Source organism: Pseudomonas sp. NPDC078700, assembly GCF_044542375.1.
GTDB lineage: Bacteria > Pseudomonadota > Gammaproteobacteria > Pseudomonadales > Pseudomonadaceae > Aquipseudomonas.
The window spans coordinates 119,435-146,111 of the sequence record NZ_JBITUI010000001.1; the positions used below are offsets into that span (position 1 = coordinate 119,435).

Genomic DNA, 26,677 nt, shown 5'->3' on the forward strand with positions numbered 1-26,677 from the left:
TTAGCTATCCAATAAATCACGAGCAATTGTCTGCAGTTTACGGGTCATAGGCCCTGCCAGCCAGCGACTATCAAGCAGTTCCAGAACGGGCCAGACACCATAAACACTATTACAAACAAAGACCTCGTCAGCACCGAGCAGTTCGCTGAGGCTGATATCCGTCACAGCGCATGGGATCGATAACCGTGCAGCCTGATCAAGCAACTCAGCGCGCATCACTCCGGCAACGCCACAACGGCTCAAGTTCGGCGTGAGCAATTGCCCATTCTTGATCATGAAAATATTGCTGTAGACGGCCTCGACCACACGGCCGCTCACATCGCGCATCAGGCCTTCAGCGTAGCTTGGGTCATCCCATTCGGCGCGGGCCAGTACCTGCTCCAGACGATTGAGATGCTTCATACCGGCAAGCAACGGCTGCTCAGCCAAAGGGGTTGCGCAGGCAAACAGGCGAACACCTTGCCCGGCGTTTTCAGGTGCATAGGCCGGTGTTGCAAAACCTTGCAGGATACGCCTCGGCAGCGCAGTGGCTGGCGGCGCATAACCGCGCAAACCGTCACCCCGGGTGATGATGAGTTTGGCCACCCCCTCACCTAATGCGGCACAGAAAGCCAACAGCTCAGTACGCAGCAGGTGTTGATCAAGGGGGATTTTCATCCGCGCGCAACTCTGAGCCAGTCGACTCAGGTGACGCTCAAGTAGAACCGGAGCGCCGGCAGTAACGGCGACGGTCTCAAACAAACCGTCGCCATATGCCAAACCGCGATCTTTGATCGACAGCAACTCTTCAGGGCGACCGTCGATCCAGTTCAACATCAACCGTTAAACCGGCGGAACACCAGCGAACCATTGGTGCCACCAAACCCGAACGAGTTGGACAGCACGACATCGATCGGCATTTCTTTAGCGGTGTGCGGTACAAGATCAAGATCACAGCCTTCATCAGGCTGGTCGAGGTTAATGGTCGGCGGTGCAACTTGATCACGCAGCGCCAGAATACTGAAGATAGCTTCAACAGCACCCGCCGCACCCAACAAGTGGCCGGTCATAGACTTGGTCGAGCTGACACTGAGCTTATAGGCGTGATCGGCGAATACCGACTTGACCGCAGCAATCTCGGCCTTGTCACCCGCAGAAGTCGAGGTGCCGTGGGCATTGATGTACTGCACCTGATCAGGGTTCAAGCCCGCGTCACGAATGGCATTGGCCATACAACGCGCAGCCCCTTCTCCGTCTTCAGGCGGCGAAGTCATGTGGAAAGCATCACCACTCATACCGAAACCAATCAGCTCGGCATAGATGTGAGCGCCACGGGCCTTGGCATGCTCAAGTTCTTCAAGCACCAAGGTGCCAGCGCCATCGGACAAAACAAAACCGTCACGGTCAACATCCCAAGGACGGCTGGCTTTGGTCGGCTCATCATTGCGCGTGGACAGTGCACGTGCCGCAGCAAAGCCGCCAATGCCCAAACCGCATGCAGCCATTTCCGCGCCGCCCGCAAGCATTACATCAGCCTCGCCGTAGGCGATATTGCGTGCCGCCATGCCAATGCAGTGGGTCCCTGTGGTACAGGCCGTTGCAATGGCATAGTTTGGCCCCTGCAGCCCTAAATGGATCGACAGGAAGCCGGAAATCATATTGATAATCGAGCCCGGCACGAAGAACGGCGAAATACGCCGCGGCCCCTGCTCTTGCAAGACTTTGCAGCTGTTTTCAATATTGGTTAAACCACCAATACCCGAGCCCAGCGCAACACCAATGCGCTCACGATTGGCCTCTGTGACCTCCAGACCGGAGTCACGCATGGCCTGAAAGCTAGCGGCCAAACCATACTGAATAAATAAGTCGAGCTTGCGCGCCTCTTTGGCGGACAAGTAGGGCTCAACATCAAAGCCTTTGATCGAGCCACCAAAACGGGTGGTGTAAGCAGAAAGATCAATATGCTCGATCAGGCCGATACCGCTTTGTCCGGCCAAAATGCCCTGCCAACTGCTCGGCACATCGTTACCCAGCGGCGACAGCATGCCCATACCGGTAACTACGACGCGTCTACGCGACACAGCAATCTCCTTTATTCTGTTTTACAACGCACGATTGCAATCCTCGCGAGCGCTAAACACTCAGTCACTTTGCAAGAAATACAACAAAGTGAAGGGATCCCTAAAAGCGAACTCTGTGCTTTTCAGTGGCCCCTGAAGACTTCACACACCAGCCAAGCAGATTAAGCCGAGCCCGTACGCGCTGCAATCCAAAAAAACAGGCTAACAATAGCCAGTTAAAGAAAAGCCGCACGGACATAAGACCGTACGGCTTTTTCTAATCGGGTAACCGACGATAAACGTTAGGCGTTAGCGGTAACGTAATCGATAGCTTCCTGAACAGAGGTGATCTTCTCAGCTTGCTCGTCCGGGATCTCGGTTTCGAACTCTTCTTCCAGAGCCATCACCAGCTCAACGGTATCAAGAGAGTCGGCACCCAGGTCTTCTACGAACGAAGCGCTGTTGGTTACTTCTTCTTCTTTTACGCCCAGTTGCTCAGCAACGATTTTCTTGACGCGTTCTTCGATGGTGCTCATACCGTATTTTCACTCCTAATTGGACAAATCAAGGCAGCTTGTCAGTGCTGCCAAGTGTATATAAAGGGTTTTTAGCATTTCAAGCTGAATGCAGGGTGGCCCCCAAAAACACTTCATCGATCTGCCTATAAACCTGTTGCAGCTTTATAACGGATTTTAGACAAAACCTATGACAGTTTTCTGAAGACCGCCGTCACATTTAACTCATGTACATCCCACCATTCACAGGAATAGTAGCCCCTGTGACGTATGCTGCGCCATCAGAAGCGAGGAAAGAGACAACATTTGCGATCTCTTGTGCCTGCCCCAAACGACCCAGCGGAATCTGCGTTAGCAGCGCTTCACGCTGTGCTTCCGGCAATTCACGGGTCATATCAGTATCGATAAAGCCCGGTGCCACTGCGTTCACTGTAATCGAACGCGAACCTACTTCTCGCGCCATAGCGCGGCCAAAACCTTCCAAACCAGCTTTAGCCGCAGCGTAGTTTACCTGTCCAGCGTTGCCCATGGCACCTACTACGGAGCCAATGTTGATAATACGACCAAAACGCGCCTTGGTCATACCCCGCAAAACAGCTTTAGACAGGCGATAAAGACTGTTGAGGTTGGTATTGATCACATCAAACCATTCGTCGTCTTTCATGCGCAACATTAAATTGTCACGGGTGATACCCGCATTGTTTACCAAAATTAACGGCTGACCGAACTGTTTCTGAATATTTTCCAGCACAGTGCTGACCGATTCATCACTGCACACATCAAGCATCATACCAACGCCTTCGACGCCGTTGGACTTCAGTGTTTCAGTGATACGTTGCGCACCCGACTCGGAGGTCGCAGTACCAATCACCACAGCCCCCTGACGACCCAACTCAAGAGCGATAGCCTGGCCGATACCACGGCTCGCACCGGTTACCAGTGCAACTTTACCTTGCAAACTCATACTCATTTCCTCAATCAGGCCAACGCCGCACGTGCAGCAGCGAAAGCGTCTGGAGTTTCCAGATTGTGGGTATTGATACCTTTAACACAACGCTTGTTCAGACCCGACAGCACCTTACCAGGGCCACATTCAACCAGATCAGTGACACCTTGCTCAGACAGGCAAACCATCGACTCAACCCAGCGAACCGGGCTGTACAGTTGCGCCAACAGGTCGGCCTTGAGCACTTCAAGGTCGGACACCACGCCAGCACTGACGTTTTGCACCAGGGCTATCTGTGGCATCTGCCAATCGATTGCCGAAACCGCCGCTGCAAATTGCTCAGCCGCTGGACGCATCAATGCACAGTGCGATGGCACGCTGACTGGCAACGCCATGGCGCGCTTGGCACCACGCGCCTTACAGGCTTCGATGGCGCGCGCTACAGCTTCGGCGCTACCCGCAATTACCACCTGACCTGGGGCGTTGAAATTAACCGCGTTGACCACATCGCCCTGCGCCGCTTCTGCGCAGGCAGCCAGCACATCTGCGTCTTCAAGGCCAAGAATGGCAGCCATACCACCCTGACCTGCGGGTACCGCCTGCTGCATCAACTGGCCGCGGTGCTCAACCAACTTAACGGCATCAGCCAATGAAACGCTGCCAGCTGCAACCAAGGCTGAATACTCGCCCAGACTGTGTCCTGCGACAAACGCGGGCTTAGCGCCGCCCTGAGCCAACCACAGGCGCCACAAGGCAATCGACGCAGTAAGAATGGCCGGCTGGGTTTTATCGGTTTGATTAAGCTGCTCTTCCGGGCCTTGCTGTGTCAGCGCCCAGAGATCATAACCAAGCGCCGCAGAGGCCTCGGCAAAGGTGTCAATAATGACGGGTTGCTGGGCGCCAAGGTCAGCCAGCATGGCCAAGGACTGAGAGCCTTGACCCGGAAAGACGAATGCGAATGATGCAGACATTTAAACAGATCCCTAGTGTTGTTTTAACGTCGGGTAAGTTGGCGCAGACCGAAGCCTGCGCTCAACACGCTGTCGCTTGGATGTTCGAGCATCCAGTGCAGTCACATTCTAGCGCAACAGATCGTCAAGACGACCCTGCAATCGTTGCGGTAGATTTTCTTCGATCTCCGTCAAAGCCCGGCGAATTGCACTCTGAAAGCCGGCATTATCTGCCGCACCATGGCTTTTAACCACAATACCCTGCAAGCCCAGCAGACTCGCGCCATTGTGCTGTGAAGGTGCCAATTCGCCCTGCAAACGCTTCAAAAGAGGCAAAACCAGCAAACCTAACGCACGACTCAATAGAGTGCGCGTGAACAGCTCATTGATGCGCGCAGAGATCATGCTGGCCAATCCCTCACTGGACTTGAGCACGATATTGCCGACAAAACCATCACAGACCACCACATCAGCAACACCACGATAAAGACCGTCACCCTCAACAAAACCGACATAATTAAGCCCAGTATTTTGTTGCAGCAACGCCGCGGCCGCCCTCACCTGCTGATTGCCTTTGATCAACTCAGTGCCGACATTCAACAAGCCAACGCGAGGCGCACGCACACCCTGCGCCTGAGCCGCCACAGAACCCATCAATGCAAACTGCAATAAGTTTTCTGCCGAGCAATCAACATTGGCGCCCAAATCAAGCAAATAACAGACGCCCTGCTCGGTTGGCACCGCAGTGACCATCGCGGGCCGATCAATGCCCGGTAACGTTTTAAGCACATAGCGCGACAGCGCCATCAATGCACCGGTATTACCCGCACTGACACAGGCATCAGCCTGGCCTGAGCTGACCAGTTCAAGCGCAACACGCATGGAGGCATCAGGCTTATTGCGCAAGGCATGCGCAGGCGACTCACCCATGGCTATGGTTTCACTGGCATGAACAATTTTCAGGCGCGAGCGATCGACACCAGAATGCTGGTCAATCAGACGTTGAATAACAGGAGATTGGCCGACAAGGACCAGATGCAGCGAGGGGTATTTCTGCAGGCAAGCGATACTTGCCGGAACAATGCAGTGAGGACCGAAGTCCCCACCCATTGCATCAATCGCGATGATTGGAGCGGACAAGATTACTCGTCAGCGCCCTTATCAATCACTTTGCGGCCTTTGTATACGCCTTCTGGCGATACGTGGTGACGCAGGTGAACTTCACCGGTGCTCTTCTCTACAGACAGAGCGCTGCCTTCGAGGGCGTCGTGCGAACGGCGCATATCGCGGGCGGAACGGGATTTTTTGTTCTGCTGAACAGCCATACTAATTAACTCCTAAACGTTTGGGTCACGCTTTAACTGTGCTAATACACTGAACGGGTTGGACCGCGTTACCTCGTCCTCGCTCGGTTCAGGCTCGTCGAGCCCACCGGGCTGCTGGCAATCATCGGGGTCATGAGCTGGGACAATGGGCAAGGCAAGCAAAAGCTCATCCTCAACCAGCGCAAGCAGATCCAAAGGATCTTCACCCAACTCCAGCACGTCATAGCCTTGCGGCACAGACTGGGTATTCGCACCTTCTTTCACCACAGCGTAATCACATGCGCTTTGGATCGGCAGAGCGACCAGTTCCAGACAACGCTGGCAAACCATTTTGACATCTACCTCAAGCTCACTGTGGAAAACCACAGCATTGCGCTCGTCACGCTCGAAGAAAAACTTCGCGCGCACCTTACCGTCGTTGGCGGCAAGCGGGCTGCAGAGTCGTTGTAAATCGGCAAGCGCAATCTCACCCTCAAGGGTGGCAGTGCGATCTGCTAACTTACGCGGATCAACGTGAGGTGGAATCGGACCATTCGACATAGGCGGCGCATTCTAGGGATGAGACCCGTACCTGTCAAAGGAAATTAGGCCAATTAGCTGTACAAACGACCACTAACCTTCATTAGCGAACCGCTGCCTGCATAATTTAGTGCAAAAATCCCTCTTCGACCAACACAAACAAGAACTTAATAAAGACCTCGAACAAACCCAAGCGGGCATAACTGTCGATATAACAGCAGGCCTTTAGACCTTTATATTAGAATTTTCAGCACCTATTTTAGCCTCGGCTTATTTATGACCTTCGGGCCACCCCTGAACAGCCAACAGGACACCCTATGCTGCCTCTGATACTCGCCTCAAGCTCGCCCTATCGCCGTGAACTGCTGAGCCGTCTTAATCTGCCATTTAGCTGCAGCTCGCCCAACATCGACGAAAGCCGCCGGCCTGAGGAATCGCCCACTGACTTAGTCAAGCGCCTGGCACTGGAAAAAGCCCGCGCCCTCAGCTCCGCCCACCCAGAGCATTTAATCATTGGCTCTGATCAAGTTGCGGTATTGGACGAACAGGTACTGGGTAAACCCCACACAATGGAGCGAGCCTTCAGCCAACTGAGCGCCGCCAGCGGCAAAAGCGTGACCTTTCTGACTGGACTGGCACTACTTAACAGTGCAACCGGACACCAGCAAATCGACTGCGTGCCGTTCACCGTGCATTTTCGCGAGCTTAACCCCGAACAGATTCAGCGCTACCTGGAGACCGAACACCCCCTCGACTGCGCGGGCAGTTTCAAGGCAGAAGGCCTGGGTGTGAGCCTGTTTCGCAGCACCGAAGGCAGCGACGCCAACAGCCTTATCGGCCTACCCCTGATACGCTTGGTCGACATGCTGCACAACGAAGGCTGGCAAATTCCGTAGAGCGCGCCCCTAAACAGCGCTGACCGCAGAGTACGGCAGCGCCCAACTCGCCCCCCCATCGCCCCCCCCCAAAAAAAATTGGTGGCGTGGCTAATGGTGGCTGAAAAAGCATCAACAACCCAACAAAAACGTCAACCACCCCACCCGACGCTGCGGATATGTAGGGTGGTCAACGCGAAGCTTGGCCACCGCGGAAGGACCCGGCGCTGAACTTGCGGCGCTGATTCACGGTGGCCGAAAAAGGCGTCGACCACCCTACTAAAGCGTCAACCGCACTGCGCTTTATCCAAATGACAAATCCAAAAAAGCCCGGCGAACCGGGCTTTTGAGTCAAGCATTAAGCGCGACTTTTACCGCAGGGCCGGGCCCTGGAAGCCCATCCACAAGGCTAAATCTTCAGCCACACTGGCACCCAGCTTTTTGGCGAAGCGGTCCAGTGGTGAATCCTGCACCGTGTAATCGACCAACTCTTTCTCACCGATCACTTCACGGGCGACATAGCTTGTGCTGCCCAGACCATCGATCAAGCCAAGCTTAAGCGCCTGCTCACCCGACCAAACCAGCCCAGAGAACAGGTCAGGGTTTTCAGCAACCTTGAGGCGATCACCACGACCCTTCTTCACACTGTCAATAAATTGCTGGTGAGTGGTGTCGAGTACGCCTTGCCAGAACTGAGTTTCTTCTGGCTTTTGCGGCTGGAACGGATCAAGAAAAGCCTTATGCTCGCCCGAGGTATAAACACGGCGATCAACACCGAGCTTATCCATCAATCCGACAAAGCCAAAGCTCGCAGCCGTCACCCCGATAGAGCCCACCAAACTGGCTTTATCGGCATAGATCTCATCGGCTGCACTGGCGATGTAATACGCACCCGAAGCACCGATATCACTGATCACGGCATAGAGTTTAACGTCTGGATGCTCACCGCGCAGGCGCTTGATCTCATCATAGATATAGCCCGACTGCACCGGACTGCCACCTGGGCTGTTGATGCGCAGAATCACACCCTTGGTGTTTTCATCTTCAAAGGCGGCACGCAGGCTGCCGACGATGTTGTCAGCACTGGCGGCTTCTTTATCGGCAATCACACCACGCACTTCAACCAATGCGGTATGGCTAACCGTTGAATCAACTGCACCTTTACCGAGCTTCAGCATTGGCGAAAACAAGGCCAGCGCCACAAACAGATAAATAAAGGTCAAGCTTTTAAAGAAAATCCCCCAACGACGCGAGCGACGCTGTTCTTGCACGCCCGCGAGCAAGGTTTTTTCCAACAATTTCCAGCTTTTTACATCTTCTTTAGATTGCTTAGCTTCGCCTGACTCAGGCAAATTCCACTCATCCGACATAACTGCCTACCTCAACTCGTTGACTACCTACACGCCTTTGTAACCATGCGCGCAGCTCGATGAACTCTTCAATCGCCAGCGTCGGTGAACATGCACGCAAAACGTCTAACGGCTGGGCGCCATAGCCCACAGCCACGCAATCCATTCCAGCATTGTGTGCCATCTGCAAATCAAACGATGAATCACCCACCATCAGTGCCTGGCTCGGCTGCAGATCAAACTCTTGCAACAGCTGCTCAAGCATCAAGGGCTGCGGCTTGCTTGCGGTTTCATCGGCGCAGCGGGTGGCATCGAAATAATCAGTCCAACCGCGCCCTTGCAGCACACGCTCCAACCCATGACGCCCCTTGCCAGTGGCCACTGCCAGTAAATAGCCTTGCTCACGAAACGCCTCAAGCGCCGCCTCAACCCCTGCAAACAAGGGCGAAGGCTCAGCCTCAAGTGCCAGGTATTGAGAGCTGTAAACACCGCGAAAAGCCTCAATGGCAACAGGATCAAGCTGGGCATACAAGGTTGCGATCGCCTCTGGCAAACCCAAGCCGATGATACCTTTGACCTGAGCGTCCGTGCAGCGAACCAAGCCACAAGCATCCGAGGCACGGTGCATGGCTTCAACAATACGGCCAATAGAATCAACCAGCGTGCCGTCCCAATCGAATATCAGCAGACGGTAATCAGACACTTAAGCGCTCCACAGTCCGCGCCCACACCTCATCAACCGGCGCTGAAAGCTTCAGCTCACCCCCATCTTGCAGCGGCACAACCAGCTCGTAAGCATGCAGGAACAGACGCTTACCACCCAAATCACGGATTTCACGACTGAAGTCGTCATCACCGTATTTAGTGTCACCGGCGATACAGTGACCGGCGAACTGCGCATGCACACGAATTTGGTGAGTACGCCCGGTTACCGGCTTAGCTTCAACGATGGTGGCAAATTCGCCAAAACGGCGCAGCACGCGGAAGCGCGTCAGTGCCTCCTTGCCTTCGTCGTTGACTTCTACCATGCGCTCACCGGAACGCAGGTTGCTCTTTTGCAATGGCGCATTGATCGACTTCTTGGCCGTCGGCCAGCTGCCGCGCACCAGCGCCATGTAGCGCTTATCGACACCATCGCCACGCAAGGCTTCGTGCAGATGGCGCAACATGCTGCGTTTTTTCGCAATCATCAGCAGACCCGATGTATCGCGATCAAGGCGATGCACCAACTCAAGCTCTTTGCTGTCGGGGCGCAGCTGACGGAACGCCTCGATCACACCGTAATTAAGGCCGCTGCCGCCATGCACCGCAATACCCGCTGGCTTATTGATCACCAGCAAGGCCTTGTCTTCATAAACGATGGACGCCTCAAGGCGCTCCAACAGCCCTTGAGCCAAGGGGGCTGGCTCATCGCGCTCAGCCAGGCGCAGCGGCGGTACGCGAACGATATCGCCTGCCTGGATTTTGTATTCTGGCTTGATCCGACCTTTATTGACCCGCACCTCACCTTTACGCAGGATGCGGTAAATCAATGTCTTAGGCACACCCTTTAATTGAGTGCGTAGGAAGTTATCAATGCGCTGGCCGGCAAGTTCCGGCGCAACCTCAATCAGCTGTACGCCGGAGGTTGGAGGAGAAGGATTAGTCATCTCTAGATGATAACAATTTTTATGGATTTGAAGCACTTAATCATTGCTGTTATAGTCGCGAATGCCGCCAAAAGCGGTCTGGTTCGGCGATGTTCGCTAAATTGCCATCCCAACCAACGTAATCCATTTTGGACGCAAGGCCGTCCGACGGGTTCTTCAGAGCTAGATAGGCCACTTAGGCCCTCGAAGAATTCGGAAATAAAGCCTCAAACGTAATGATGCGCAACTTTCCCCTTTGGAGAGTTGCGGTAATAGCCAACCCGCTACGGATTTTGCGAGCGGCACAAGATTTTCAGCGATACGTGTAAGGTGGAGATGTACAGCAACTGGTTTGCGTAGCAATGAGCTTTATCAAGACGCCTTATCTCGTCCGCTACCAGTTACTGATTCCTCCTCCTGACTTAGTGCTTACTGTCACATACAGCAAGCAGGAGACGTCCGTCGCGGCCCAGCACAATTGGCTGACCGTCGCTCGACAATGAAACGCCTTACAACCGTTTCTGACGCGCCTAACACCGACTCTGAACGTCGTGTTTGCCGAACGCCGCTTCCGATGCAACGGAAACCGACGGTACTACATGAAAAGAATGCTGATTAACGCAACTCAACCCGAAGAGTTGCGTGTTGCTCTAGTCGATGGCCAACGCCTCTATGACTTAGACATTGAATCCGGCGCTCGGGAACAGAAAAAGGCCAACATCTATAAAGGCCGCATTACCCGCGTTGAACCAAGCCTTGAAGCCGCTTTTGTCGACTTCGGTTCAGAGCGTCACGGCTTCCTGCCCCTCAAAGAAATCTCCCGCGAGTACTTCAAGAAAGCCCCCGATGGCCGCGTAAACATCAAAGATGTGTTGAGCGAAGGCCAAGAAGTTATCGTTCAAGTTGAAAAAGAAGAACGTGGCAACAAGGGCGCGGCCCTGACCACCTTCATTAGCCTGGCCGGTCGTTATTTGGTTCTGATGCCAAACAACCCGCGCGCTGGCGGTATCTCGCGCCGCATCGAAGGCGAAGAACGCAACGAACTGCGTGAAGCCCTGAACGGTTTGAATGCTCCAGTCGACATGGGCTTGATCGTTCGCACTGCAGGCCTGGGCCGTAGCAGCGAAGAAATGCAGTGGGACCTCGATTATCTGCTGCAACTGTGGAGCGCTATCAAAGAAGCTTCACAAGACCGCGCCGCGCCGTTCCTGATCTATCAAGAAAGCAACGTCATCATCCGCGCCATCCGCGACTACCTGCGCCAAGACATCGGCGAAGTGCTGGTCGACAGCGTTGAAGCGCAAGAAGAAGCCCTGAGCTTCATTCGCCAGGTGATGCCGCAGTACGCCAGCAAGATCAAGCTGTATGAAGACAGCGTTCCGCTGTTCAACCGCTTCCAGATCGAAAGCCAGATCGAAACGGCCTTCCAGCGTGAGGTTAAATTGCCTTCAGGTGGCTCGATCTTCATCGACCCAACCGAAGCACTGGTGTCGATCGACATCAACTCGGCGCGCGCCACCAAAGGCAGCGACATCGAAGAAACTGCTCTGCAGACCAACCTTGAAGCAGCCGAAGAAATCGCTCGCCAATTGCGCCTGCGAGACATCGGCGGCCTGATCGTTATCGACTTCATCGACATGACGCCTGCAAAAAACCAGCGCGCTGTCGAAGAGAAAGTCCGTGAAGCCCTTGAAGCTGACCGCGCCCGCGTACAAGTCGGTCGCATCTCGCGCTTCGGCCTGCTGGAAATGTCCCGTCAACGCCTGCGTCCATCGCTCGGCGAAACCAGCGGCATTGTCTGCCCACGCTGCAACGGCCAAGGCATCATCCGTGATGTTGAGTCGCTGTCACTGGCAATCCTGCGCCTGATCGAAGAAGAAGCCCTGAAAGACCGCACCGCTGAAGTTCGCGCCCAAGTGCCGATCCCAGTTGCCGCCTTCTTGCTTAACGAAAAACGCAACTCGATCACCAAGATCGAACTGCGCACCCGTGCCCGCATTGTCATCCTGCCGAACGATCACCTCGAAACGCCGCACTTCGAAGTTCAGCGCCTGCGTGACGACAGCATGGAAGCCCAGACAACTCAGTCCAGCTATGAAATGGCCACCGCTGAAGTTGAAGAAGAGAAGCCCGTCAGCGGCACCCGCACCCTGGTTCGTCAGGAAGCAGCGATCAAAGCGGCCCCGCCTCGCTCTGCGCCAACACCTGCCGAAACAGTTGCACCCGTCGCCGCTACCGAGCCAAGCCTGTTCAAAGGTCTGGTGAAGTCGTTGGTCAGCTTGTTCGCGACCAAAGAAGAAGAGCAGCCAGTTGTTGTCATTGAGAAGAAATCCGAACGCCCAGCGCGTAACGATGAGCGTCGCAATGGCCGCCAGCAGAACCGCAATCGCGGTGGCCGTCGTGATGGCCGTGACGAAGAACGCAAGCCACGCGAAGAACGTGCTCCGCGTGAAGAACGCGCCCCACGCGAAGAGCGTCAACCTCGCCAGCCACGTGAAGAACGTCAGCCACGCGAAGTTGTAGAGGTTCGTGAGCCACAGGAAAACCGTCAATCGCGCCCACCTCGCGACCGCAAGCCACGCGAAGAGCGTCAGGTTCGTGAACTGCGTGAGCCACTGGATGCACCCGCTGGCGAAGCAGCTGCAAGTGAGCGTCCACAGCGCGAACCGCGCCAGCCACGCCAGCCGCGTGAAGAGCGTCAACCGCGTAAAGAGCAAACTGCAGCGGCGACTGAAGACGAAGAGCTGAACAGCACCGAGAACGCTCAGAACGACGACCAAGACACTACCGATGGCGAGCGTCCACGTCGCCGTTCGCGCGGTCAGCGTCGTCGTAGCAATCGTCGTGAGCGTCAGCGTGATGCCAACGGCAATGTGATCGAAAACGCCGATGACAACAGCGAAACCAACGAAGAAGCCGGTGAAGTAGCAGCCACTGCGGTTGCCAGCGCAGCTGCTGTTCAAGCGGTAGAAGCGGTCGAGGCTGCTGTCGAAGCTGTCACTCAGCCTGCTGAAGACGCTCAAGTTGAAGCACCACAACGTCAGAGCCGTAAACCACATGCCGAGCAAACGCCTGTAGCCGAAACCGAAGCCGCTTCGGCAGACGTGAAAGCACAAGAGCCAGCAGCTGAATCGGTGATCGTACTGCCAGCAGCTGAAGTAGCGGTTGAACAGCCTGCTCCAGAGACGCCAAAAGCTGAGCCGGTTGTTGAAGTTGCTGAGCCTGTAGCTGAAGCGAAAGCAGAACCTGCCGCCCCTGTCGTCACCGAGACTGCTGCGCCAGAACCTGTGATTGCACCTGCTGCCGAACCTGCAACTGAGGCGGCTTCCGCCCCAGTGGTAAGCACAGGCCGAGCACCGAACGACCCACGTGAAGTTCGTCGCCGCAAGCGTGAAGAAGAGCGCCTGGCTCGTGAGGCTGAACAAGCGGCTCAAGCCACACCAGTGGTTGTTGCTGAAGAACCTGTTGAGGTTATTCCAGTGACTCCCGCATCAGCACCCGTTGAAGTAACCCCTGAAACAGCAGTTGAAGTAACACCTGAAGCACCCGCTTCAATCGTTACCGAAATAGCTGAGCCAGAAGTAAAACAAGCTGAAGAGCAACCGGCTGATGATGCGGATAAACCGCAAGCCTAAGTTCAATCAGTAAACTAAAAAGGGACGCTTCGGCGTCCCTTTTTAGTTTGCGCCAGACAGTGGCAACGTGAAGCCCACCCCACCGTGGCTCAACCGATAATCGAATGTCCACGCATAAAAGGGAGGCCGATAAAAGCGTCTACCTTCTACGGAAAAATCGCGCAAGAGCGCGATTTTTAGGGTGTGGCAAGGCGAGGCTTTTCGATCAGCCGGTCAGGCAATGCACTTATCGAATACAGCTTGCAGGCTCGCGGGGTCAATTGCGTCGCGGGCACCTATCACAACGACCTGGCTGTAAGGCTGAACATCGCGCCAGTCTTCGTCCAACTTGATTTCGCTGCGGCTACCAACCAGATGCAACACACTGCGCTGCGTTGGCGCTTCTGCGATATTGCAGATGCCTTTAGCCCGGTAAATATCCGCAGGTAAAGTCGCAAGCGCCTCACGCAGCGCCTTTAGCGAGAGCGGCTGTGTAGATGTCCAACTCCAGGTTGAAAATACCGCACTGTGATCCGGTTCAGACACAGCACCCAGCACTGTGGCTGAGGTCACCGGCTTGAGTTTAACGCCAGCACTTATGCGCCCTACTCCCAAGACCAACTCCAGTGGCACGTCACAGTGTTGCGCTTGCAGCAAACGCACATTCGGGTACAACCAACGCGAGCGCAAGGCTGCAACCTGCTCATCACTGACCTGGTCAATTTTGTTCAGCACAATGATGTCGGCTGCATCAAGCTGGTCCATCGCCAACTGCGCCATCTCACCTTTGAGCCCCTCATACTGCGCAGCATCGACCACTGTGATAATGCTGTCGATATTCAACGCTTCGCGAAACTGCGGGTAACGCAAGGTATTGGCAATTTTTTGCGGGTTAGATACCCCGCTGGCCTCGATGACGATGTACTCGGGACGACTCTCTCGATTGTTAAGCATGCGGCTTAACTGCTCGATTAAATCACTTTCCACCGTGCAGCAAATACAGCCGTTAGTGAGGTTTACCGTCGTCTGGGTCTGGCTGACTATGAGCTGGCTGTCGATATTGATCGAACCAAAATCATTAACCATCACCGCCATGCGTAAACCGTGGTCGTGATTGAGTATGCGATTGAGTAGCGTGGTCTTACCCGCCCCCAGAAAGCCGGAAACAATAGTCACCGGTATGCTCTGTCTTCTGTTCATAAGCCACACCTTCAAAGGGTTGAGCAGAGCCGGGCCCTACTCTGAATAATCAAACCTCAGAAGCCGCTGAAAAACGACTGCACTACGTTTTCAGCGGCGCCTTTAGTCAGTCAGAACTTAGGCAACTCGCCCTGCCAGATGGCCATATGATCGGTGTCATCAAACTCACCCTGGCGGTCCCACATCACTTCACCCTCAAGCACAGTTAACTGCACCTGGGTGTTGTGAATGTTGCCCTTGGGGCTCTGCGCGAAGAGGTCACGGTCGAGCACGATCAAGTCCGCAGATTTACCCACCTCGATAGAACCAGCTTTATCGTCAATCCCCATACACCAAGCACCATTGATGGTCATGACGCGAATGGCCTGCTCCAAGGTAATCGGGTTGCCATAAAAGCAGCCATCCACATCACCAAATGGATTCTCACGGGTAATCATCGCTTCAAAACCAATCCATGGATTGATACTGGAAACCGGCCAGTCGGTGCCCATTACCGCAACACCGCCTGCCTCCAGGACACCCTTGAAGTTGTAGGCACGCTGCATACGGTCTTCACCGAACACCGCGCGGGCGTTGGCAAAAGACGAGGGAAACCAGCCAACCGGCGAAAATTCAGCCGTCACCTGCAGTTCTGCAAAGCGCGGCAGGTTGGCATCAAGCAAGGTGGTGCTGTGCGCGCACTGATGGCGTACGCCACTGTCACCATTGCGGCGGCGCGCTTCAGCCACGGCATCAAGAAACAAATCAGAAGCGCCGTCACCGGTGCAATGGGCAATGACCCGCACGCCCTTGCGATCCATATCCACCACCATGTCGCTGATGTGCTCAGGGGTTAGATTGAGATGGCCGCGCCAGCTGCTTTCTCCTGGCCAAGCGCTGGAAAGATACGACGAGCGTGATTCGTGAGTGCCGTCAAAGTGAAATTTCACCGCATTGGCATTAAGCCGAGCGCTGCGGTAGAAATGCCGCTCACCGGCCAACAACTCCCAGCGTCGTTTAACTGGGAAGATGTCGTCCTGCCAGCTAATTGCCGCCTCAACCCGGACTGTCAACTCACCGGCCTGGTCGATTGACTTCAGTGCATTGAGGCGATGCTCGCAGACGTGTACATACTTGGTGCCGACCACGCCATGGCCGCTCTGGAACTGCACGCCTTCGCGATAAGCGCGTTTCAAGGCATGTTGCGGCGTCGGCGGCATCGCAGCGTGGATCAGCGCATAAGCACCATCGACCAAGACACCGGTCGGTACACCAGTGATGCTGTCGCGCTCAATGTAGCCATGGCGCGGGTCCATGGTGTCAGCATCAATACCAGCCAGCTCAAGCGCCTTGGAGTTGACCATCATGCAACCCCAGGAGCGATCAAGAATCGCCACAGGACGATCTGGCATAAAGCTATCTAGCCACTCGCGATCCGCCACAAGACCTGCTTGCTTGAAGGTGTAACGCACAAAGTATTGGCCATAGACCCAGCCATCGCCGGGGTTAGCCGCTGCATAGTCGAGTACCGACTGCTTGACCTGCTCTGGCGTTGGGTCGTCTAGGCCAATCGCCAAATCACCTGAATAACCCGGCGCTAATGCCAGATCGGGGTGAGTGTGCATGTCATACAAACCTGGCATGACGAAGCGGCCTTTGAGATCAAGCACCCGCGTCTTCTCGCCAATAAAGGGTTCGACGGCTTGGTAGTTACCCACGGCAACAAAGCGACCATGCTTAATGGCGACCGCTTCGGCCCAACTCTGCTGGTCATCAACGGTATAGATGCGCCCATTAGTCAGCACCAGTTCAGCGGCACCCATTGCACCCGGCACGTTGGAAGAAAGAAAGTTATCGGACTTAGCCATGACATAAACCTCGAAGCAGGTTGCTCCGCGGCTCAACTAAGCCAAATCGAAGCAGGCAGATTAGTATCAAACGAATAAAATGGCGCTCTAGCGGGCGGGACAACATGCCAGAGCGCCATAAAACTGTGACTGCGGTTACAGCACCAGGTGCGCCATCAGTGAAAGCACCGGCAGCGAGATCAGTACACGCAGCAGGTAGATCACAAACAGGTCACGTAACTTCAAGCCGAAATTAGCGCGCACCAGAATGATTGCAGCTTCCGTGAAGAAAATGATCTGGGTGACCGCAACACCGACCAGCACAAAGCGTGTGATCTCGCTTTCGATACCGGACGCCAGGATCGACGGCATGATGCTGTCAACAATCCCAGCCAGCAACGCAGGGGCTGCTTCAGCGGCTTGGGGAATTTGCAGCAACTCCAAATATGGCACCAGCGGCAAGGACAAGACATGGAACACCGTGGTGTACTTGATCAGCGACAGCCCCACGCAACCAATCAACATCATTGCCGGGTAGACCGAAATCGCGATGTCAGCGCTGATATGCACGCCTTGCTTGATCAACTCAAGAGGACCACTGGCTTTATCTGCACGCTGGATAGCCCGATGCAGGCCCAACGCAAACAAGCCTTTACTCTTGTCATCATCGGTCACCAACTGCTTGCCAACGCTAGGCTCATAACGGTCGAGCTTGCCACGCAGCGGCGGCAGTTTCGGCACGATCAACGCACAAATCACCCCGGTCACTGCAACCGACAGATACCACTGGATAAACACGTGCTCCATGCCAATCAGCTTGAGCAGCAGGTAGGAGTACGCAATGGATACGATCGAAAAGTTGGTCGAGATTACGCAGGCTTCACGACTGGTATAAAAGCCACCCCGGTATTGCTGGGTGGTGAGCATGATGCCGACACTGGAAGCCGACAGCCAGGATGCAGCGCAGTCGACGGCCGCTCGGCCTGGCAGGCTGAACAGCTTTTCAAATATCCGGCTGACCAATGTGCCAATAAACTCCATCAAACCAAAGTCGGTCAGCAGCGGCAGCAAAATAGCGGAGAGCAGGTAAATCGCCAACACAACCGGGCCAACGTCGTACAGCATGACGCCGCCCGTATCACGGCTCCAGACCCACTCCGGGCCAATCTGGAAATAGACCATAAACATCAAGGTGGCGCCGATCAGACGCACCACAGTCCAGGACAAACTCGGATTGAACAGCTGAACAAAGCGATTTGGGTTGTCTTTAAGTGGGCTAAAACGCACCACTAATGTGATCAAGCTGGGGATGATCGCTACCGCAGCAGTAGCCGGTACCATCATCGGCTTGAGCACATCGTTAACGTAGTCAATGATGAAGGCGATCATCACCGTAATGCGGCCATCAACACTCAAAGGCGTGAGGAACAGCAAAATCCCGAACAGCGTAGGAATGATGAAGCGCAAAAGTTGCTTGGTGGTATAGGGTCCCAAGGGCGTTCCATTATGACCGGATGCGGTTTGTGTCTCGGATGACTCCAGCATGTTCTCACCTTTTTATAGTTGTAGTGCTGCTCTGTTGGCACGCAGTTCTATTGGTTAAAACGCAAAACCTGGCACGCAGGCTCTGTGCTTAAACCTGTGAATTTCAGTCGCGAAATGAACGATCAATGCGATCTAGGCGGCGCAGTTCAGCTTGCCAGACCAAATCAACGCTCTCTTGGTGGTAGGCCGGGTGCTCAAACTGGCGTGCAGTCATCTCGCAGTCCTGCGCCGATGGAGTAATCAACGGTCGCCCGGCTTTCATGGCTTCCAGCTGAATTTCACAGGCTTTGTTGAGGTAGTACATAAAGAAGTAGGCTTCAGCGACACTGCGACCAACCGTGAGCAAGCCATGGTTGCGCATAATCGCGCAGTTCTTGTTACCCAAGGCACCCACGATTCGCTCGCGCACTTCTATATCGAGCGGAATACCTTCGTAATCGTAATAGGCCACACGATCATAGAAGGCCATGTTGGTCTGATTAAGCGGTAGCAAGCCCTCTTCCAGCGCGGCCACGCCCATGCCCGCAAGGGTGTGGGTATGCATGACACAAACGGCGTCATGGCGTTTCATGTGGATGGCGCTGTGAACAGTGAAACCGGCCGGATTGACCTCAGGGCTGCTGGCGTCGAGCTTCTTGCCGTTGACATCAATGCCCACCAGATTGGAGGCCGTGATTTCTTCAGGCAACAAACCATATTGGTTGATCAAAAATGCGGGTTCATCCGTCGGTATGCGTGCAGAAACATGGGTAAACACCTGATCGGCCCAACCATTGAGTTGCAGCAGCCGGTATGCGGCGGCTAAATCTGTGCGCAGGGACTGCTCAGTGGTTGAGTTAATGTTCATCGGTGCTCCTCAGGCTATTTAGAGCAATCACGCCACGTACGACTCATGTTTTAACTGCATGGGCCGGTGTACGCCGTTGCTCCCTATTGTCATCTGCGCAGAGTAAGTCGCTTGTCGCGGGACGAATATCGACTTATTCTTGTTAAAACCATTCCAAAACGTCATGAACTATTGTGCGCAGACAACTTCCCAGCATGATTTCCCTAAGCTGCTTTGCCGCCTTCGCTCGCCACATGAGCGTAACCAAGGCCGCAGAAGAGCTGAACCTGACGCAAAGTGCGGTCAGCAGGCAGATCAAAAACCTGGAAGATATGCTCGGCTGCGCGTTGGTCGAACGGGTTAAGCAGCGCCTGCAACTGACCGACAATGGCCGCCAATACGTGCAGGAAATCAGCCTGCTGCTGGACCAGATCGAAGCGGCGACCCATCAGGTACGAAGTAGTCACGCCGGGCATCTTCGGATCGGTGCCGAGCCCTCCTTCACCACCCGCTGGTTATTACCCAAGCTCAAGGACTACGCACGCCTGCACCCGGAAATCGATTTAGAAATAATGAATGACCTGCGCCGCTTATATGACGGACATGAAGGTTATGACGTGGGGATTCTCTATGGAGACGGTAACTGGCCAGAATTTGATTCACAGTTTTTGATGCACGGTGAGATGGTTGCAGTCTGCACACCCGAGTTGCTCGAACAGCATGGCGAGATCATCCACAGACGCGACATTCTGCGTTATCCGCTTTTACATCACGCCGCTCACTCGCCGCAGTTCAGGTCATCCACCCAGTTGTGGCTGGATGACGCCGGGCTTAGCCATAAAGAAATCGAAATATTGCCAGGACAGCGCCTGGAGCACTTCCAGTTTGTCCTCGATGGCGCGCTTCATGGCTTAGGCGCAACGGTATTGCCACGCCTGTTCGTCAGCCAAGACATTGAAGCCGGGCGGCTGGCAATTGCCTGCCAAACCCCGCTTAACTGTGGGGAATATTACGTTGTCACCCCCAAACTGAATCGCGACCCCAAAGTTAATCACTTCGCCCAATGGCTGCTGCAGTGGCGCGAGCAAGACCCAGCAACCGCGGATTTATCCCCGAGCAGTTGATTCGCGGGCGATCAGCTCACAGCCCACATCAATTTGGCGTACACCAAGGTCGTCACCCTTGATCATTTGCGTCAGCAGCTCAACCGTCGAGTTAGCCACCTGCTCTGCAGGAATACGGACGCTGGTCAGCGTTGGCGTGGCTACACGGGCAATGGGCAAGTCACCAAAGCCACAGATACCCAGTTCACCTGGCACATCAATACCTTTACGCTGGCAACTGAACAGGGCACCAATGGCAGGCATGTCATTGGTAAAAAACGCCCCGTCAAACTCAAGCTCACCGCGGGCGTAGCGCTCAATCACATCAACACCGTCATCGATATGCGGAATGGCCGACGTATTGAAGCGTAGTGGCTCAAACCCCAGCCCATGCATAACCGCGTGGCGAAACCCTTGCCAGCGCAGATTCTCGCGGGCATCGTCAAAACCAAAGAATGCGGGGCGCTGATAGCCTGCGTCGACAAGATGACGACCCGCTGCCGCGCCTGCTTCCCAGTTTGAAAACCCTACCACCTGCCCCACAGGCTGACGCGGATTGTCGCCTTCAGGCAAATCCCAGAGCTCAATCACCGGAATTCGCGCCGCCGCCAACAGCTCGTAGGTTTCCGGCGTGTGATAACCGTATGCCAAGATCAACCCATCCAACTGACGTCCCAGAAATGCCCGGAGCATTTTGGTTTCTTCTTCAGGAGAAAAGCGGGTCTCACCAATGAGCATATGCAAGCCTGCCTTGCTCAGGCCCTGCTGCAAAATTTCAATGGTGGTCGCCAATATCGGGTTGGTGATAGTGGTGATCAGCGCCCCAACCACACCGCTACGGCGCGTGACCAAAGCACTGGCGGCAAGATTGGGCACATAACCCAGTTCACGCACCGCCAGATCAATTCGCTCACGGGTGGCCTGGGAGACCAACTCGGGCTTACTTAATGCCCGTGACACAGTCATGCCGGACACACCGGCTAACCGCGCGACATCCTGTACAGTGGGTTTATTGTGGGTCACGCTTAAAGCCTCTGGTGCTTGCCTCGTTCAGGCGTGCCGATTTTTCATTGCAGGCGCACGGCTGGCCGCGAATGCGTCACGACCCGCCAGCCTGACTACTCAGGCAGACAAAAATGCGGCGCTTTCCTGAATTTCAATCACCGTTGGCCGGTCGGCCTTAGCTGCACTCAAGAGCAATTCACGCAGTTGCTCAAAGCTCTCGGCACGCGCGGCATGGCAACCAAAGCCTTTGGCCAGCGTGAGGAAGTCCGGGGTGTAGATATCAACGCCAATGGTCGGGATATCCCGATTTTGCATGTAGCGCTTAATCTCACCGTAGCCACTGTTGTTCCACAGCAGCACGATAACCGGTGCATTGGCTTCAACTGCCGAGGCCAATTCTGGCAAGGTGAACTGAATGCCGCCATCCCCGATCAGCGAGACGACTGGCCGCTCGGGCGCGGCTAACTTTGCGCCAATCGCAGCAGGCAAGCCATAACCCAAAGTGCCGTAGCCGGTTGAAGAGTTAAACCAGGTGCGCGGCGCATTGGCTTCAAACAGGTGGTTGCCGGAGTAAACAATTTGCGTCGAGTCGCCCGCGAAAATCATATCCGGCAAGGTTTCCTGCAGCACATCAAGCACCCGCTTTTGTGCGATCCACGGTTCAGGAATCAAGGCCTCAAGCTGGCCACGAACCTGGGCAGCCAATTTAGAACCCGGACTATCCGGACCAAACCCCGCGCCTTCACCTAAACCCGCAACGAGTGCATTAATCGCCATGCGCGAATCGCTGAGAATGGCGATATCCGCTGGATAATTGCGATTTAACTGCTCGGCATCGATGTCGATACGAATTAACTGGCCGTCGATGCGGAAATTGCCATCAAATACTGCGTCGTAGTCGGTCTCGCCCAACTCAGTACCAATGGCCAGGACCACATCGGACTGCAACACCAGCTCACGCACTGGAACCAACGACTGATTCGAGCCCAAGGCCAATGGATGGCCTTTAGGCAGTACGCCTTTGGCATTTACCGTATAGGCCGTTGGCGCGTCCAATGCTTCAATCAGATGCACGGCCTCAGCACTGGCGCTGGCAGTGCCGCCACCAAGCAGCACCAACGGACGCTTAGCCGACTTGAGCAACTGCAACGCACGGGCGATGGCATCCGGGCATGGCGCCGGGCGGCTTGGTACAGCCCCCAACTTGCGCTTTACATGGTCGGCTGAAGCGGTAATCACGTTGATCGGTATTTCGATATGCACCGGGCGCGGGCGTGCGCTGTTAAACACGGCAAATGCTCGTGAAAGGACATCAGGCAATTCATCTGGGCGCATCAGGGTGTGGCTGAAGGCTGCAACGCCAGAGACCAAATTGCTTTGCGATGGCAGCTCATGCAGACGGCCACCGCCCATGGCCAGTTGCTCAGTATTATTGACGCTGGAGATCACCAGCATCGGAACCGAATCCGCATAGGCTTGGCCCATGGCCGTGGTGATATTGGTCATGCCCGGTCCGGTGATGATAAAGCACACACCCGGTTTGCCGCTGACCCGCGCATAGCCGTCAGCCATAAAGCCTGCGCCCTGCTCATGACGAGGGGTAATGTGCGTGATCTTGGTCGCTGGCAAACCGCGATAAAGCTCAACTGTGTGCACACCGGGGATACCAAAAACGGTATCAACACCGCAGTCTTCCAACATCTCAACCAACAATTCGCCACAGGTCAACACGGCCAGTACTCCAAAGCAAAATAACAGTGGGCCACACTCTAACAGCAAAATGTTATCGATAACATAGCTAAGAATGACAAGCGCCAAACCAGGTGGATAGCACTTTGCTATCCACCCATTTCAACCACAAGCATTCGGTGTATTTGAACCAACCACGGCGGGCAAGCTTCGCGTTGTCCGCTCAACCGCCTTAAAGGCGGCTAGACAACATTGGGCTCTATCTCAAGCTCAATCGAAAAACGTTGTTTGATATCAGCCTGAATGCGCTTGGCGAGGTTGAGTAATTGCTCGCCGGTAGCACTGCCGTAATTGACCAAGACCAAGGCTTGCAGCTTGTGTACGCCAGCATCGCCCTCGCGAAAACCTTTCCAACCTGCGCGTTCAATCAACCAGCCTGCCGCCACCTTGAACTGCCCCGGCTCCTGAGCATAGGCGACCAGATCAGCATGTTGCTCGCGCAAATGCTCAACGACTTCAGCCGCCACAAGGGGGTTTTTAAAAAAGCTGCCGGCATTGCCCAAGACGGCAGGGTCTGGGAGTTTTTCACTGCGAATGGCGCAGATCGCGCGGCTGACATCCTGAGCTGTCGGGTTATCGATGCCCTGCTCGCTCAGGCGCTGCTTAACCGGGCCATAGGCCAGGTTCAACTGGGCATCACGACTCAAGACGAAGCGCACGCGCAAGATGATCCAGCGCCCAGCTTGACGCTTAAAAATACTGTCGCGATAACCGAACTGGCAGTCTTGCAGGTTGAACTCACGAACCTCGCCAGTCTGCCGGTCAAGGGCGCTGAGCCCGGCAAACACATCTTTGATCTCAACCCCGTAAGCACCGATGTTCTGCATGGGCGCAGCCCCAACAGTGCCCGGAATCAGGCTGAGGTTTTCCAAACCAGCCAAACCCTCGGCAAGGGTCCATTGTACAAACGGATGCCAAGGCTCGCCTGCTTCTGCTTCGATCACCACAGACCCGGCACTATCGCTGAGAATACGAATACCCCGACCACTCATGCGCAGCACCAGCCCCGGCACAGCCGCAGTCAGCAAGAGGTTGCTACCACCGCCGAGCAGCATCAACGGCAATTTTTGCGCATCGGCGTAGGCAAGTGCGGCTCGCACCTCGTCATCGGTGTGGGCCTGAGCAAACTGCGCTGCACTCACCTCAATGCCAAAGCTGTTATAGGCTTTGAGCGAAACATCGCGCTCAACATGCAGGCTCATAACCGTCCCTTTACTTCAATAAGCAAGGCATCGCTGGCTTGCTCGATCAGGTCGAGCACATGTTCAAAACCATGGTCGCCACCGTAATAAGGGTCCGGCACTTCATCAACCTCAAGCTGATAGCGACGCAGAAACAAATCCAGTTCAGCGCCAGAGTTACTGGGGCGCATACGGGCGAGATTGCTCAGGTTGCTGTTATCCATGGCCAGCATCAGATCAAAGCGCTGGAAGTCAGCCGCTTCAAACTGACGACCACGTAACGCTGACATATCGTAGCCACGCTGTTGCGCAGCATGGCGGGCACGGGTATCTGCCGGTTTGCCGACATGCCAGTCACCGGTACCCGCCGAATCGACCTGCACTTGATCGGCCAACCCGGCCTTGACCAGTTTGCTACGAAACACCGCTTCAGCCGTTGGCGAGCGGCAAATATTGCCTAAGCAGACGAACAGGACGCGCATCAACGGCTCAGCAACTGACGAACGCGGTCGAGGTCTTCCTGGGTATCAACCCCAGCAGGTGGCGCTTCAAGTGCATCGGCAACATGAATACGTACGCCGTACCAGAGCGCACGAAGCTGCTCTAGGCATTCGGTATTCTCCAACCAACACGGCCCCCACGCGACGAAGTCATGGAGAAACTGCGCGCGATAGGCGTAGATCCCAATATGACGGCGATACGGCACGTTGGCGGGCAACTGGTCACGGTTGCGGGCGAAATCATCTCTGGCCCAAGGCAAAGGCGCGCGGCTAAATGTCAGCGCCAAGCCGGTCACGTCGGTTGCAACCTTGACTACATTGGGGTTGAACAAGGCATCCACATCTTCAATCGGCTCAGCCAAGGTCGCGATCGCTGCTTGCGGATTGGCGGCCAGATTGGCAGCCACCTGGTTGATGATCGACGGCGGAATTAACGGCTCATCACCCTGCACATTGACCACGATCGCGTCGGGCTCAAGCCCCATTGCTGTGGCGACTTCGGCCAAGCGATCGGTGCCTGAGTTATGGTCAACCCGGGTGAGCACCACCTCTGCACCAAAAGCCTTGCAGGCCTCTAAAATGCGCTCATCATCGGTGGCGACAACCACACGTTGGGCGTCGCTCTTACAGGCTTGCTCCCAGACATGCTGGACCATTGGCTTGCCCGCGATATCCTGCAAGGGCTTGCCCGGTAGACGCGTCGAGGCAAAACGCGCCGGAATCACAACGCTGAATGCTTGGCTCATTTACTTGTCCAGGCGCTCGTCGACATTGAGGGTCCGTGCTTCGCTTTCAAGCATCACCGGGATGCCATCACGCACAGGAAATGCCAAGGCATCGGCCTTACACACCAGCTCGGTTTTATCGCTGACCAGCTTCAACGGGCCTTTGCACAGCGGGCAGGCCAAGATATCGAGTAATTTCGGGTCCATGGGTGATCCTTGAGGTAAAACGGTAGTTGCGACGCCGCCAGTATAAAACTAGCGAGCCTGCAATAGAGCGCTCAATTGTGCATCAAACCAGTGCGCGAATGCCTGCGAAGGCTGCGCATCGACAGCTAGATACCACCAATCATCCGCCGCAAAAGCACGGCACTTCACCGCATCTTTTTCGGTCATGATCACCGGCAAGTCAGGGCTGAAATTCAGCAACTCGCGACTGTAGGGCGCGTGATCGGCAAAAGCGTGCGCATTTACCTGCCAGTGTAGCGCCTCAAGCGTGTTGAAGAAACGCTGCGGATTGCCGATGCCCGCGACTGCATGCACGGCCTGCCCCGCAGGAAAGTGATTGAGCGGATGGGCTTCGCCGCTGCATAGATTGATCAGTTGCGTAGGCTGCAAGGTGAAGGCGTAGGCACCTTCCGGGTCGCTGGTGGCACCGTTGTACAGCAGCGCATCGACACTTTGCAGGCGCTCCATTGGCTCGCGCAACGGCCCTGCTGGCAGGCAGCGCTGATTTCCAAAGCCACGAGCAGCATCAACCAGCACCAGCTCCAGATCCCGGGCCAACCGATAATGCTGAAGGCCGTCGTCACTGAGAATCAAGTCCAGCGGCTCTGCCTCAAGCAAGGCTTGTACCGCACGACCGCGATCAGGATCAATCATCAAGGGCACGCCGCTGCGCTGAACAATCAGCAACGGCTCATCGCCAGCAACTGCCGCACTTTGTTCAGCCGCAACACGCCAGGGCAATGACGGCGGCGTAGCGCCATAACCACGACTGACCACGCCGACCTTAAGACCACGCTTTTGACACTGCTCAATAAGCCAGAGAATCATCGGCGTCTTGCCGGTACCGCCGACGGTGATATTGCCGACCACGATAACCGGCACCGCTGCACGGTAGATCTCGCCTTCGCCCGCGACAAAACGCTGGCGCTTGCGCTGCACCACCCGGCGATACAAAGCCTCCAGCGGAGTCAGCAGACTCAGCGCGGGATGCCCGTCATACCAGGCCTTGATCAGCCGATCAGACAATGCCAT

25 protein-coding genes are annotated in these 26,677 nt (G+C 55.2%); 3 read left to right on the top strand and 22 right to left on the bottom strand.

Features of this window, described 5'->3' with window-relative positions:
* The 8 genes from pabC to ACIGCM_RS00580 form a co-directional block, all read right to left on the bottom strand.
* On the bottom strand, positions 1-816 hold the full coding sequence (pabC, locus tag ACIGCM_RS00545; protein ID WP_397500110.1) for an aminodeoxychorismate lyase: 816 nt from the start codon (positions 814-816) through the stop codon (positions 1-3).
* Entirely contained in the window at positions 816-2,060 is a 1,245-nt protein-coding gene (gene fabF, locus ACIGCM_RS00550) for a beta-ketoacyl-ACP synthase II (RefSeq protein ID WP_397500111.1), read from the bottom strand. The genes pabC and fabF overlap by 1 nt, the downstream gene beginning before the upstream one ends.
* 281 nt (positions 2,061-2,341) lie before the next feature.
* Positions 2,342-2,575 carry an acyl carrier protein gene (gene acpP / locus ACIGCM_RS00555; RefSeq protein WP_010488922.1) on the bottom strand — a complete coding sequence of 78 codons (234 nt, stop codon included), beginning with the start codon at positions 2,573-2,575 and terminating at the stop codon, positions 2,342-2,344.
* 199 nt (positions 2,576-2,774) lie between these two features.
* Complete coding sequence (fabG, locus tag ACIGCM_RS00560) at positions 2,775-3,518, bottom strand: 3-oxoacyl-ACP reductase FabG (RefSeq protein WP_397500112.1); 744 nt, start codon at positions 3,516-3,518, stop codon at positions 2,775-2,777.
* 14 nt (positions 3,519-3,532) lie between these two features.
* A complete protein-coding gene (gene fabD / locus ACIGCM_RS00565; RefSeq protein ID WP_397500113.1) occupies positions 3,533-4,471 on the bottom strand; it encodes an ACP S-malonyltransferase in 939 nt (312 codons plus the stop codon).
* A 108-nt stretch (positions 4,472-4,579) separates the two neighbouring features.
* Positions 4,580-5,590 carry a phosphate acyltransferase PlsX gene (gene plsX, locus ACIGCM_RS00570; protein WP_397500114.1) on the bottom strand — a complete coding sequence of 337 codons (1,011 nt, stop codon included), beginning with the start codon at positions 5,588-5,590 and terminating at the stop codon, positions 4,580-4,582.
* A 2-nt stretch (positions 5,591-5,592) separates the two neighbouring features.
* Positions 5,593-5,775 carry a 50S ribosomal protein L32 gene (gene rpmF / locus ACIGCM_RS00575; protein WP_397500115.1) on the bottom strand — a complete coding sequence of 61 codons (183 nt, stop codon included), beginning with the start codon at positions 5,773-5,775 and terminating at the stop codon, positions 5,593-5,595.
* A gap of 12 nt (positions 5,776-5,787) precedes the next feature.
* Positions 5,788-6,315, bottom strand: coding sequence for a YceD family protein (locus ACIGCM_RS00580; RefSeq protein WP_010488932.1), 528 nt, complete (start codon positions 6,313-6,315; stop codon positions 5,788-5,790).
* A 296-nt stretch (positions 6,316-6,611) separates the two neighbouring features.
* Here ACIGCM_RS00580 and ACIGCM_RS00585 point away from each other — a divergent pair, with 296 nt between their 5' ends.
* Positions 6,612-7,190, top strand: a complete 579-nt coding sequence (locus ACIGCM_RS00585; RefSeq protein ID WP_397500116.1) for a Maf family protein — start codon at positions 6,612-6,614, stop codon at positions 7,188-7,190.
* A 350-nt stretch (positions 7,191-7,540) separates the two neighbouring features.
* On the opposite strand, the gene sppA is transcribed toward ACIGCM_RS00585, so the two are convergent.
* The 3 genes from sppA to rluC are packed head-to-tail and all read right to left on the bottom strand — an operon-like array spanning position 7,541 to position 10,167.
* The gene (gene sppA / locus ACIGCM_RS00590) at positions 7,541-8,539 is read right to left on the bottom strand and encodes a signal peptide peptidase SppA (protein WP_397500117.1); all 999 of its coding nucleotides are present in this window, start codon (positions 8,537-8,539) and stop codon (positions 7,541-7,543) included.
* Positions 8,529-9,221, bottom strand: coding sequence for an HAD-IA family hydrolase (locus ACIGCM_RS00595; protein WP_397500118.1), 693 nt, complete (start codon positions 9,219-9,221; stop codon positions 8,529-8,531). The genes sppA and ACIGCM_RS00595 overlap by 11 nt, the downstream gene beginning before the upstream one ends.
* Entirely contained in the window at positions 9,214-10,167 is a 954-nt protein-coding gene (gene rluC / locus ACIGCM_RS00600) for a 23S rRNA pseudouridine(955/2504/2580) synthase RluC (RefSeq protein WP_397500119.1), read from the bottom strand. The genes ACIGCM_RS00595 and rluC overlap by 8 nt, the downstream gene beginning before the upstream one ends.
* 578 nt (positions 10,168-10,745) lie before the next feature.
* Here rluC and rne point away from each other — a divergent pair.
* Positions 10,746-13,781 (top strand): ribonuclease E, encoded by a 3,036-nt coding sequence (gene rne, locus ACIGCM_RS00605; protein WP_397500120.1) that lies wholly within the window; start codon positions 10,746-10,748, stop codon positions 13,779-13,781.
* Between the two features lie 213 nt (positions 13,782-13,994).
* Here the strand turns inward: rne and ACIGCM_RS00610 are convergent, their stop codons facing one another.
* The 4 genes from ACIGCM_RS00610 to ACIGCM_RS00625 form a co-directional block, all read right to left on the bottom strand.
* Entirely contained in the window at positions 13,995-14,960 is a 966-nt protein-coding gene (locus tag ACIGCM_RS00610; RefSeq protein ID WP_397500121.1) for a CobW family GTP-binding protein, read from the bottom strand.
* A gap of 110 nt (positions 14,961-15,070) precedes the next feature.
* Entirely contained in the window at positions 15,071-16,807 is a 1,737-nt protein-coding gene (locus ACIGCM_RS00615; protein WP_397500122.1) for an amidohydrolase, read from the bottom strand.
* 135 nt (positions 16,808-16,942) lie between these two features.
* The gene (locus ACIGCM_RS00620; protein WP_397500123.1) at positions 16,943-18,331 is read right to left on the bottom strand and encodes a YjiH family protein; all 1,389 of its coding nucleotides are present in this window, start codon (positions 18,329-18,331) and stop codon (positions 16,943-16,945) included.
* A gap of 103 nt (positions 18,332-18,434) precedes the next feature.
* Positions 18,435-19,178: a class II aldolase/adducin family protein gene (locus ACIGCM_RS00625; protein ID WP_397500124.1), complete on the bottom strand. Its 744-nt coding sequence runs from the start codon at positions 19,176-19,178 to the stop codon at positions 18,435-18,437.
* A 194-nt stretch (positions 19,179-19,372) separates the two neighbouring features.
* On the opposite strand from ACIGCM_RS00625, the gene ACIGCM_RS00630 reads away from it, so the two are divergent.
* A complete protein-coding gene (locus tag ACIGCM_RS00630; protein WP_397501071.1) occupies positions 19,373-20,281 on the top strand; it encodes a LysR substrate-binding domain-containing protein in 909 nt (302 codons plus the stop codon).
* Here ACIGCM_RS00630 and ACIGCM_RS00635 read toward each other — a convergent pair.
* The 7 genes from ACIGCM_RS00635 to lpxK all read right to left on the bottom strand — a co-directional run bounded on the left by ACIGCM_RS00635 (position 20,264) and on the right by lpxK (position 26,677).
* The gene (locus ACIGCM_RS00635) at positions 20,264-21,283 is read right to left on the bottom strand and encodes a LacI family DNA-binding transcriptional regulator (RefSeq protein WP_397500125.1); all 1,020 of its coding nucleotides are present in this window, start codon (positions 21,281-21,283) and stop codon (positions 20,264-20,266) included. The two genes, ACIGCM_RS00630 and ACIGCM_RS00635, sit on opposite strands and share 18 nt — an antisense overlap.
* A gap of 99 nt (positions 21,284-21,382) precedes the next feature.
* Positions 21,383-22,996, bottom strand: a complete 1,614-nt coding sequence (locus ACIGCM_RS00640; RefSeq protein ID WP_397500126.1) for a 5-guanidino-2-oxopentanoate decarboxylase — start codon at positions 22,994-22,996, stop codon at positions 21,383-21,385.
* A gap of 200 nt (positions 22,997-23,196) precedes the next feature.
* Positions 23,197-24,216, bottom strand: coding sequence for a UDP-N-acetylmuramate dehydrogenase (gene murB / locus ACIGCM_RS00645; protein ID WP_397500127.1), 1,020 nt, complete (start codon positions 24,214-24,216; stop codon positions 23,197-23,199).
* Positions 24,213-24,677, bottom strand: a complete 465-nt coding sequence (locus ACIGCM_RS00650) for a low molecular weight protein-tyrosine-phosphatase (RefSeq protein WP_397500128.1) — start codon at positions 24,675-24,677, stop codon at positions 24,213-24,215. The genes murB and ACIGCM_RS00650 overlap by 4 nt, the downstream gene beginning before the upstream one ends.
* Complete coding sequence (gene kdsB / locus ACIGCM_RS00655; protein ID WP_397500129.1) at positions 24,677-25,441, bottom strand: 3-deoxy-manno-octulosonate cytidylyltransferase; 765 nt, start codon at positions 25,439-25,441, stop codon at positions 24,677-24,679. Before kdsB ends, ACIGCM_RS00650 begins: the two co-directional genes overlap by 1 nt.
* Complete coding sequence (locus tag ACIGCM_RS00660; RefSeq protein ID WP_339485488.1) at positions 25,442-25,627, bottom strand: Trm112 family protein; 186 nt, start codon at positions 25,625-25,627, stop codon at positions 25,442-25,444.
* A 48-nt stretch (positions 25,628-25,675) separates the two neighbouring features.
* Positions 25,676-26,677: a tetraacyldisaccharide 4'-kinase gene (lpxK, locus tag ACIGCM_RS00665; protein ID WP_397500130.1), complete on the bottom strand. Its 1,002-nt coding sequence runs from the start codon at positions 26,675-26,677 to the stop codon at positions 25,676-25,678.

Coding starts and splice junctions, on each gene's coding strand:
- ACIGCM_RS00610 (WP_397500121.1), bottom strand. CDS start 14,960: ATGAACAGAAGACAGAGCATACCGGTGACTATTGTTTCCGGCTTTCTG.
- ACIGCM_RS00650 (WP_397500128.1), bottom strand. CDS start 24,677: ATGCGCGTCCTGTTCGTCTGCTTAGGCAATATTTGCCGCTCGCCAACG.
- ACIGCM_RS00615 (WP_397500122.1), bottom strand. CDS start 16,807: ATGGCTAAGTCCGATAACTTTCTTTCTTCCAACGTGCCGGGTGCAATG.
- ACIGCM_RS00585 (WP_397500116.1), top strand. CDS start 6,612: ATGCTGCCTCTGATACTCGCCTCAAGCTCGCCCTATCGCCGTGAACTG.
- ACIGCM_RS00620 (WP_397500123.1), bottom strand. CDS start 18,331: ATGCTGGAGTCATCCGAGACACAAACCGCATCCGGTCATAATGGAACG.
- lpxK (WP_397500130.1), bottom strand. CDS start 26,677: ATGGCATTGTCTGATCGGCTGATCAAGGCCTGGTATGACGGGCATCCC.
- pabC (WP_397500110.1), bottom strand. CDS start 816: ATGTTGAACTGGATCGACGGTCGCCCTGAAGAGTTGCTGTCGATCAAA.
- ACIGCM_RS00660 (WP_339485488.1), bottom strand. CDS start 25,627: ATGGACCCGAAATTACTCGATATCTTGGCCTGCCCGCTGTGCAAAGGC.
- kdsB (WP_397500129.1), bottom strand. CDS start 25,441: ATGAGCCAAGCATTCAGCGTTGTGATTCCGGCGCGTTTTGCCTCGACG.
- rluC (WP_397500119.1), bottom strand. CDS start 10,167: ATGACTAATCCTTCTCCTCCAACCTCCGGCGTACAGCTGATTGAGGTT.
- ACIGCM_RS00630 (WP_397501071.1), top strand. CDS start 19,373: ATGATTTCCCTAAGCTGCTTTGCCGCCTTCGCTCGCCACATGAGCGTA.
- fabD (WP_397500113.1), bottom strand. CDS start 4,471: ATGTCTGCATCATTCGCATTCGTCTTTCCGGGTCAAGGCTCTCAGTCC.
- fabG (WP_397500112.1), bottom strand. CDS start 3,518: ATGAGTTTGCAAGGTAAAGTTGCACTGGTAACCGGTGCGAGCCGTGGT.
- rne (WP_397500120.1), top strand. CDS start 10,746: ATGAAAAGAATGCTGATTAACGCAACTCAACCCGAAGAGTTGCGTGTT.
- sppA (WP_397500117.1), bottom strand. CDS start 8,539: ATGTCGGATGAGTGGAATTTGCCTGAGTCAGGCGAAGCTAAGCAATCT.
- murB (WP_397500127.1), bottom strand. CDS start 24,216: ATGAGCCTGCATGTTGAGCGCGATGTTTCGCTCAAAGCCTATAACAGC.
- ACIGCM_RS00580 (WP_010488932.1), bottom strand. CDS start 6,315: ATGTCGAATGGTCCGATTCCACCTCACGTTGATCCGCGTAAGTTAGCA.
- acpP (WP_010488922.1), bottom strand. CDS start 2,575: ATGAGCACCATCGAAGAACGCGTCAAGAAAATCGTTGCTGAGCAACTG.
- ACIGCM_RS00625 (WP_397500124.1), bottom strand. CDS start 19,178: ATGAACATTAACTCAACCACTGAGCAGTCCCTGCGCACAGATTTAGCC.
- rpmF (WP_397500115.1), bottom strand. CDS start 5,775: ATGGCTGTTCAGCAGAACAAAAAATCCCGTTCCGCCCGCGATATGCGC.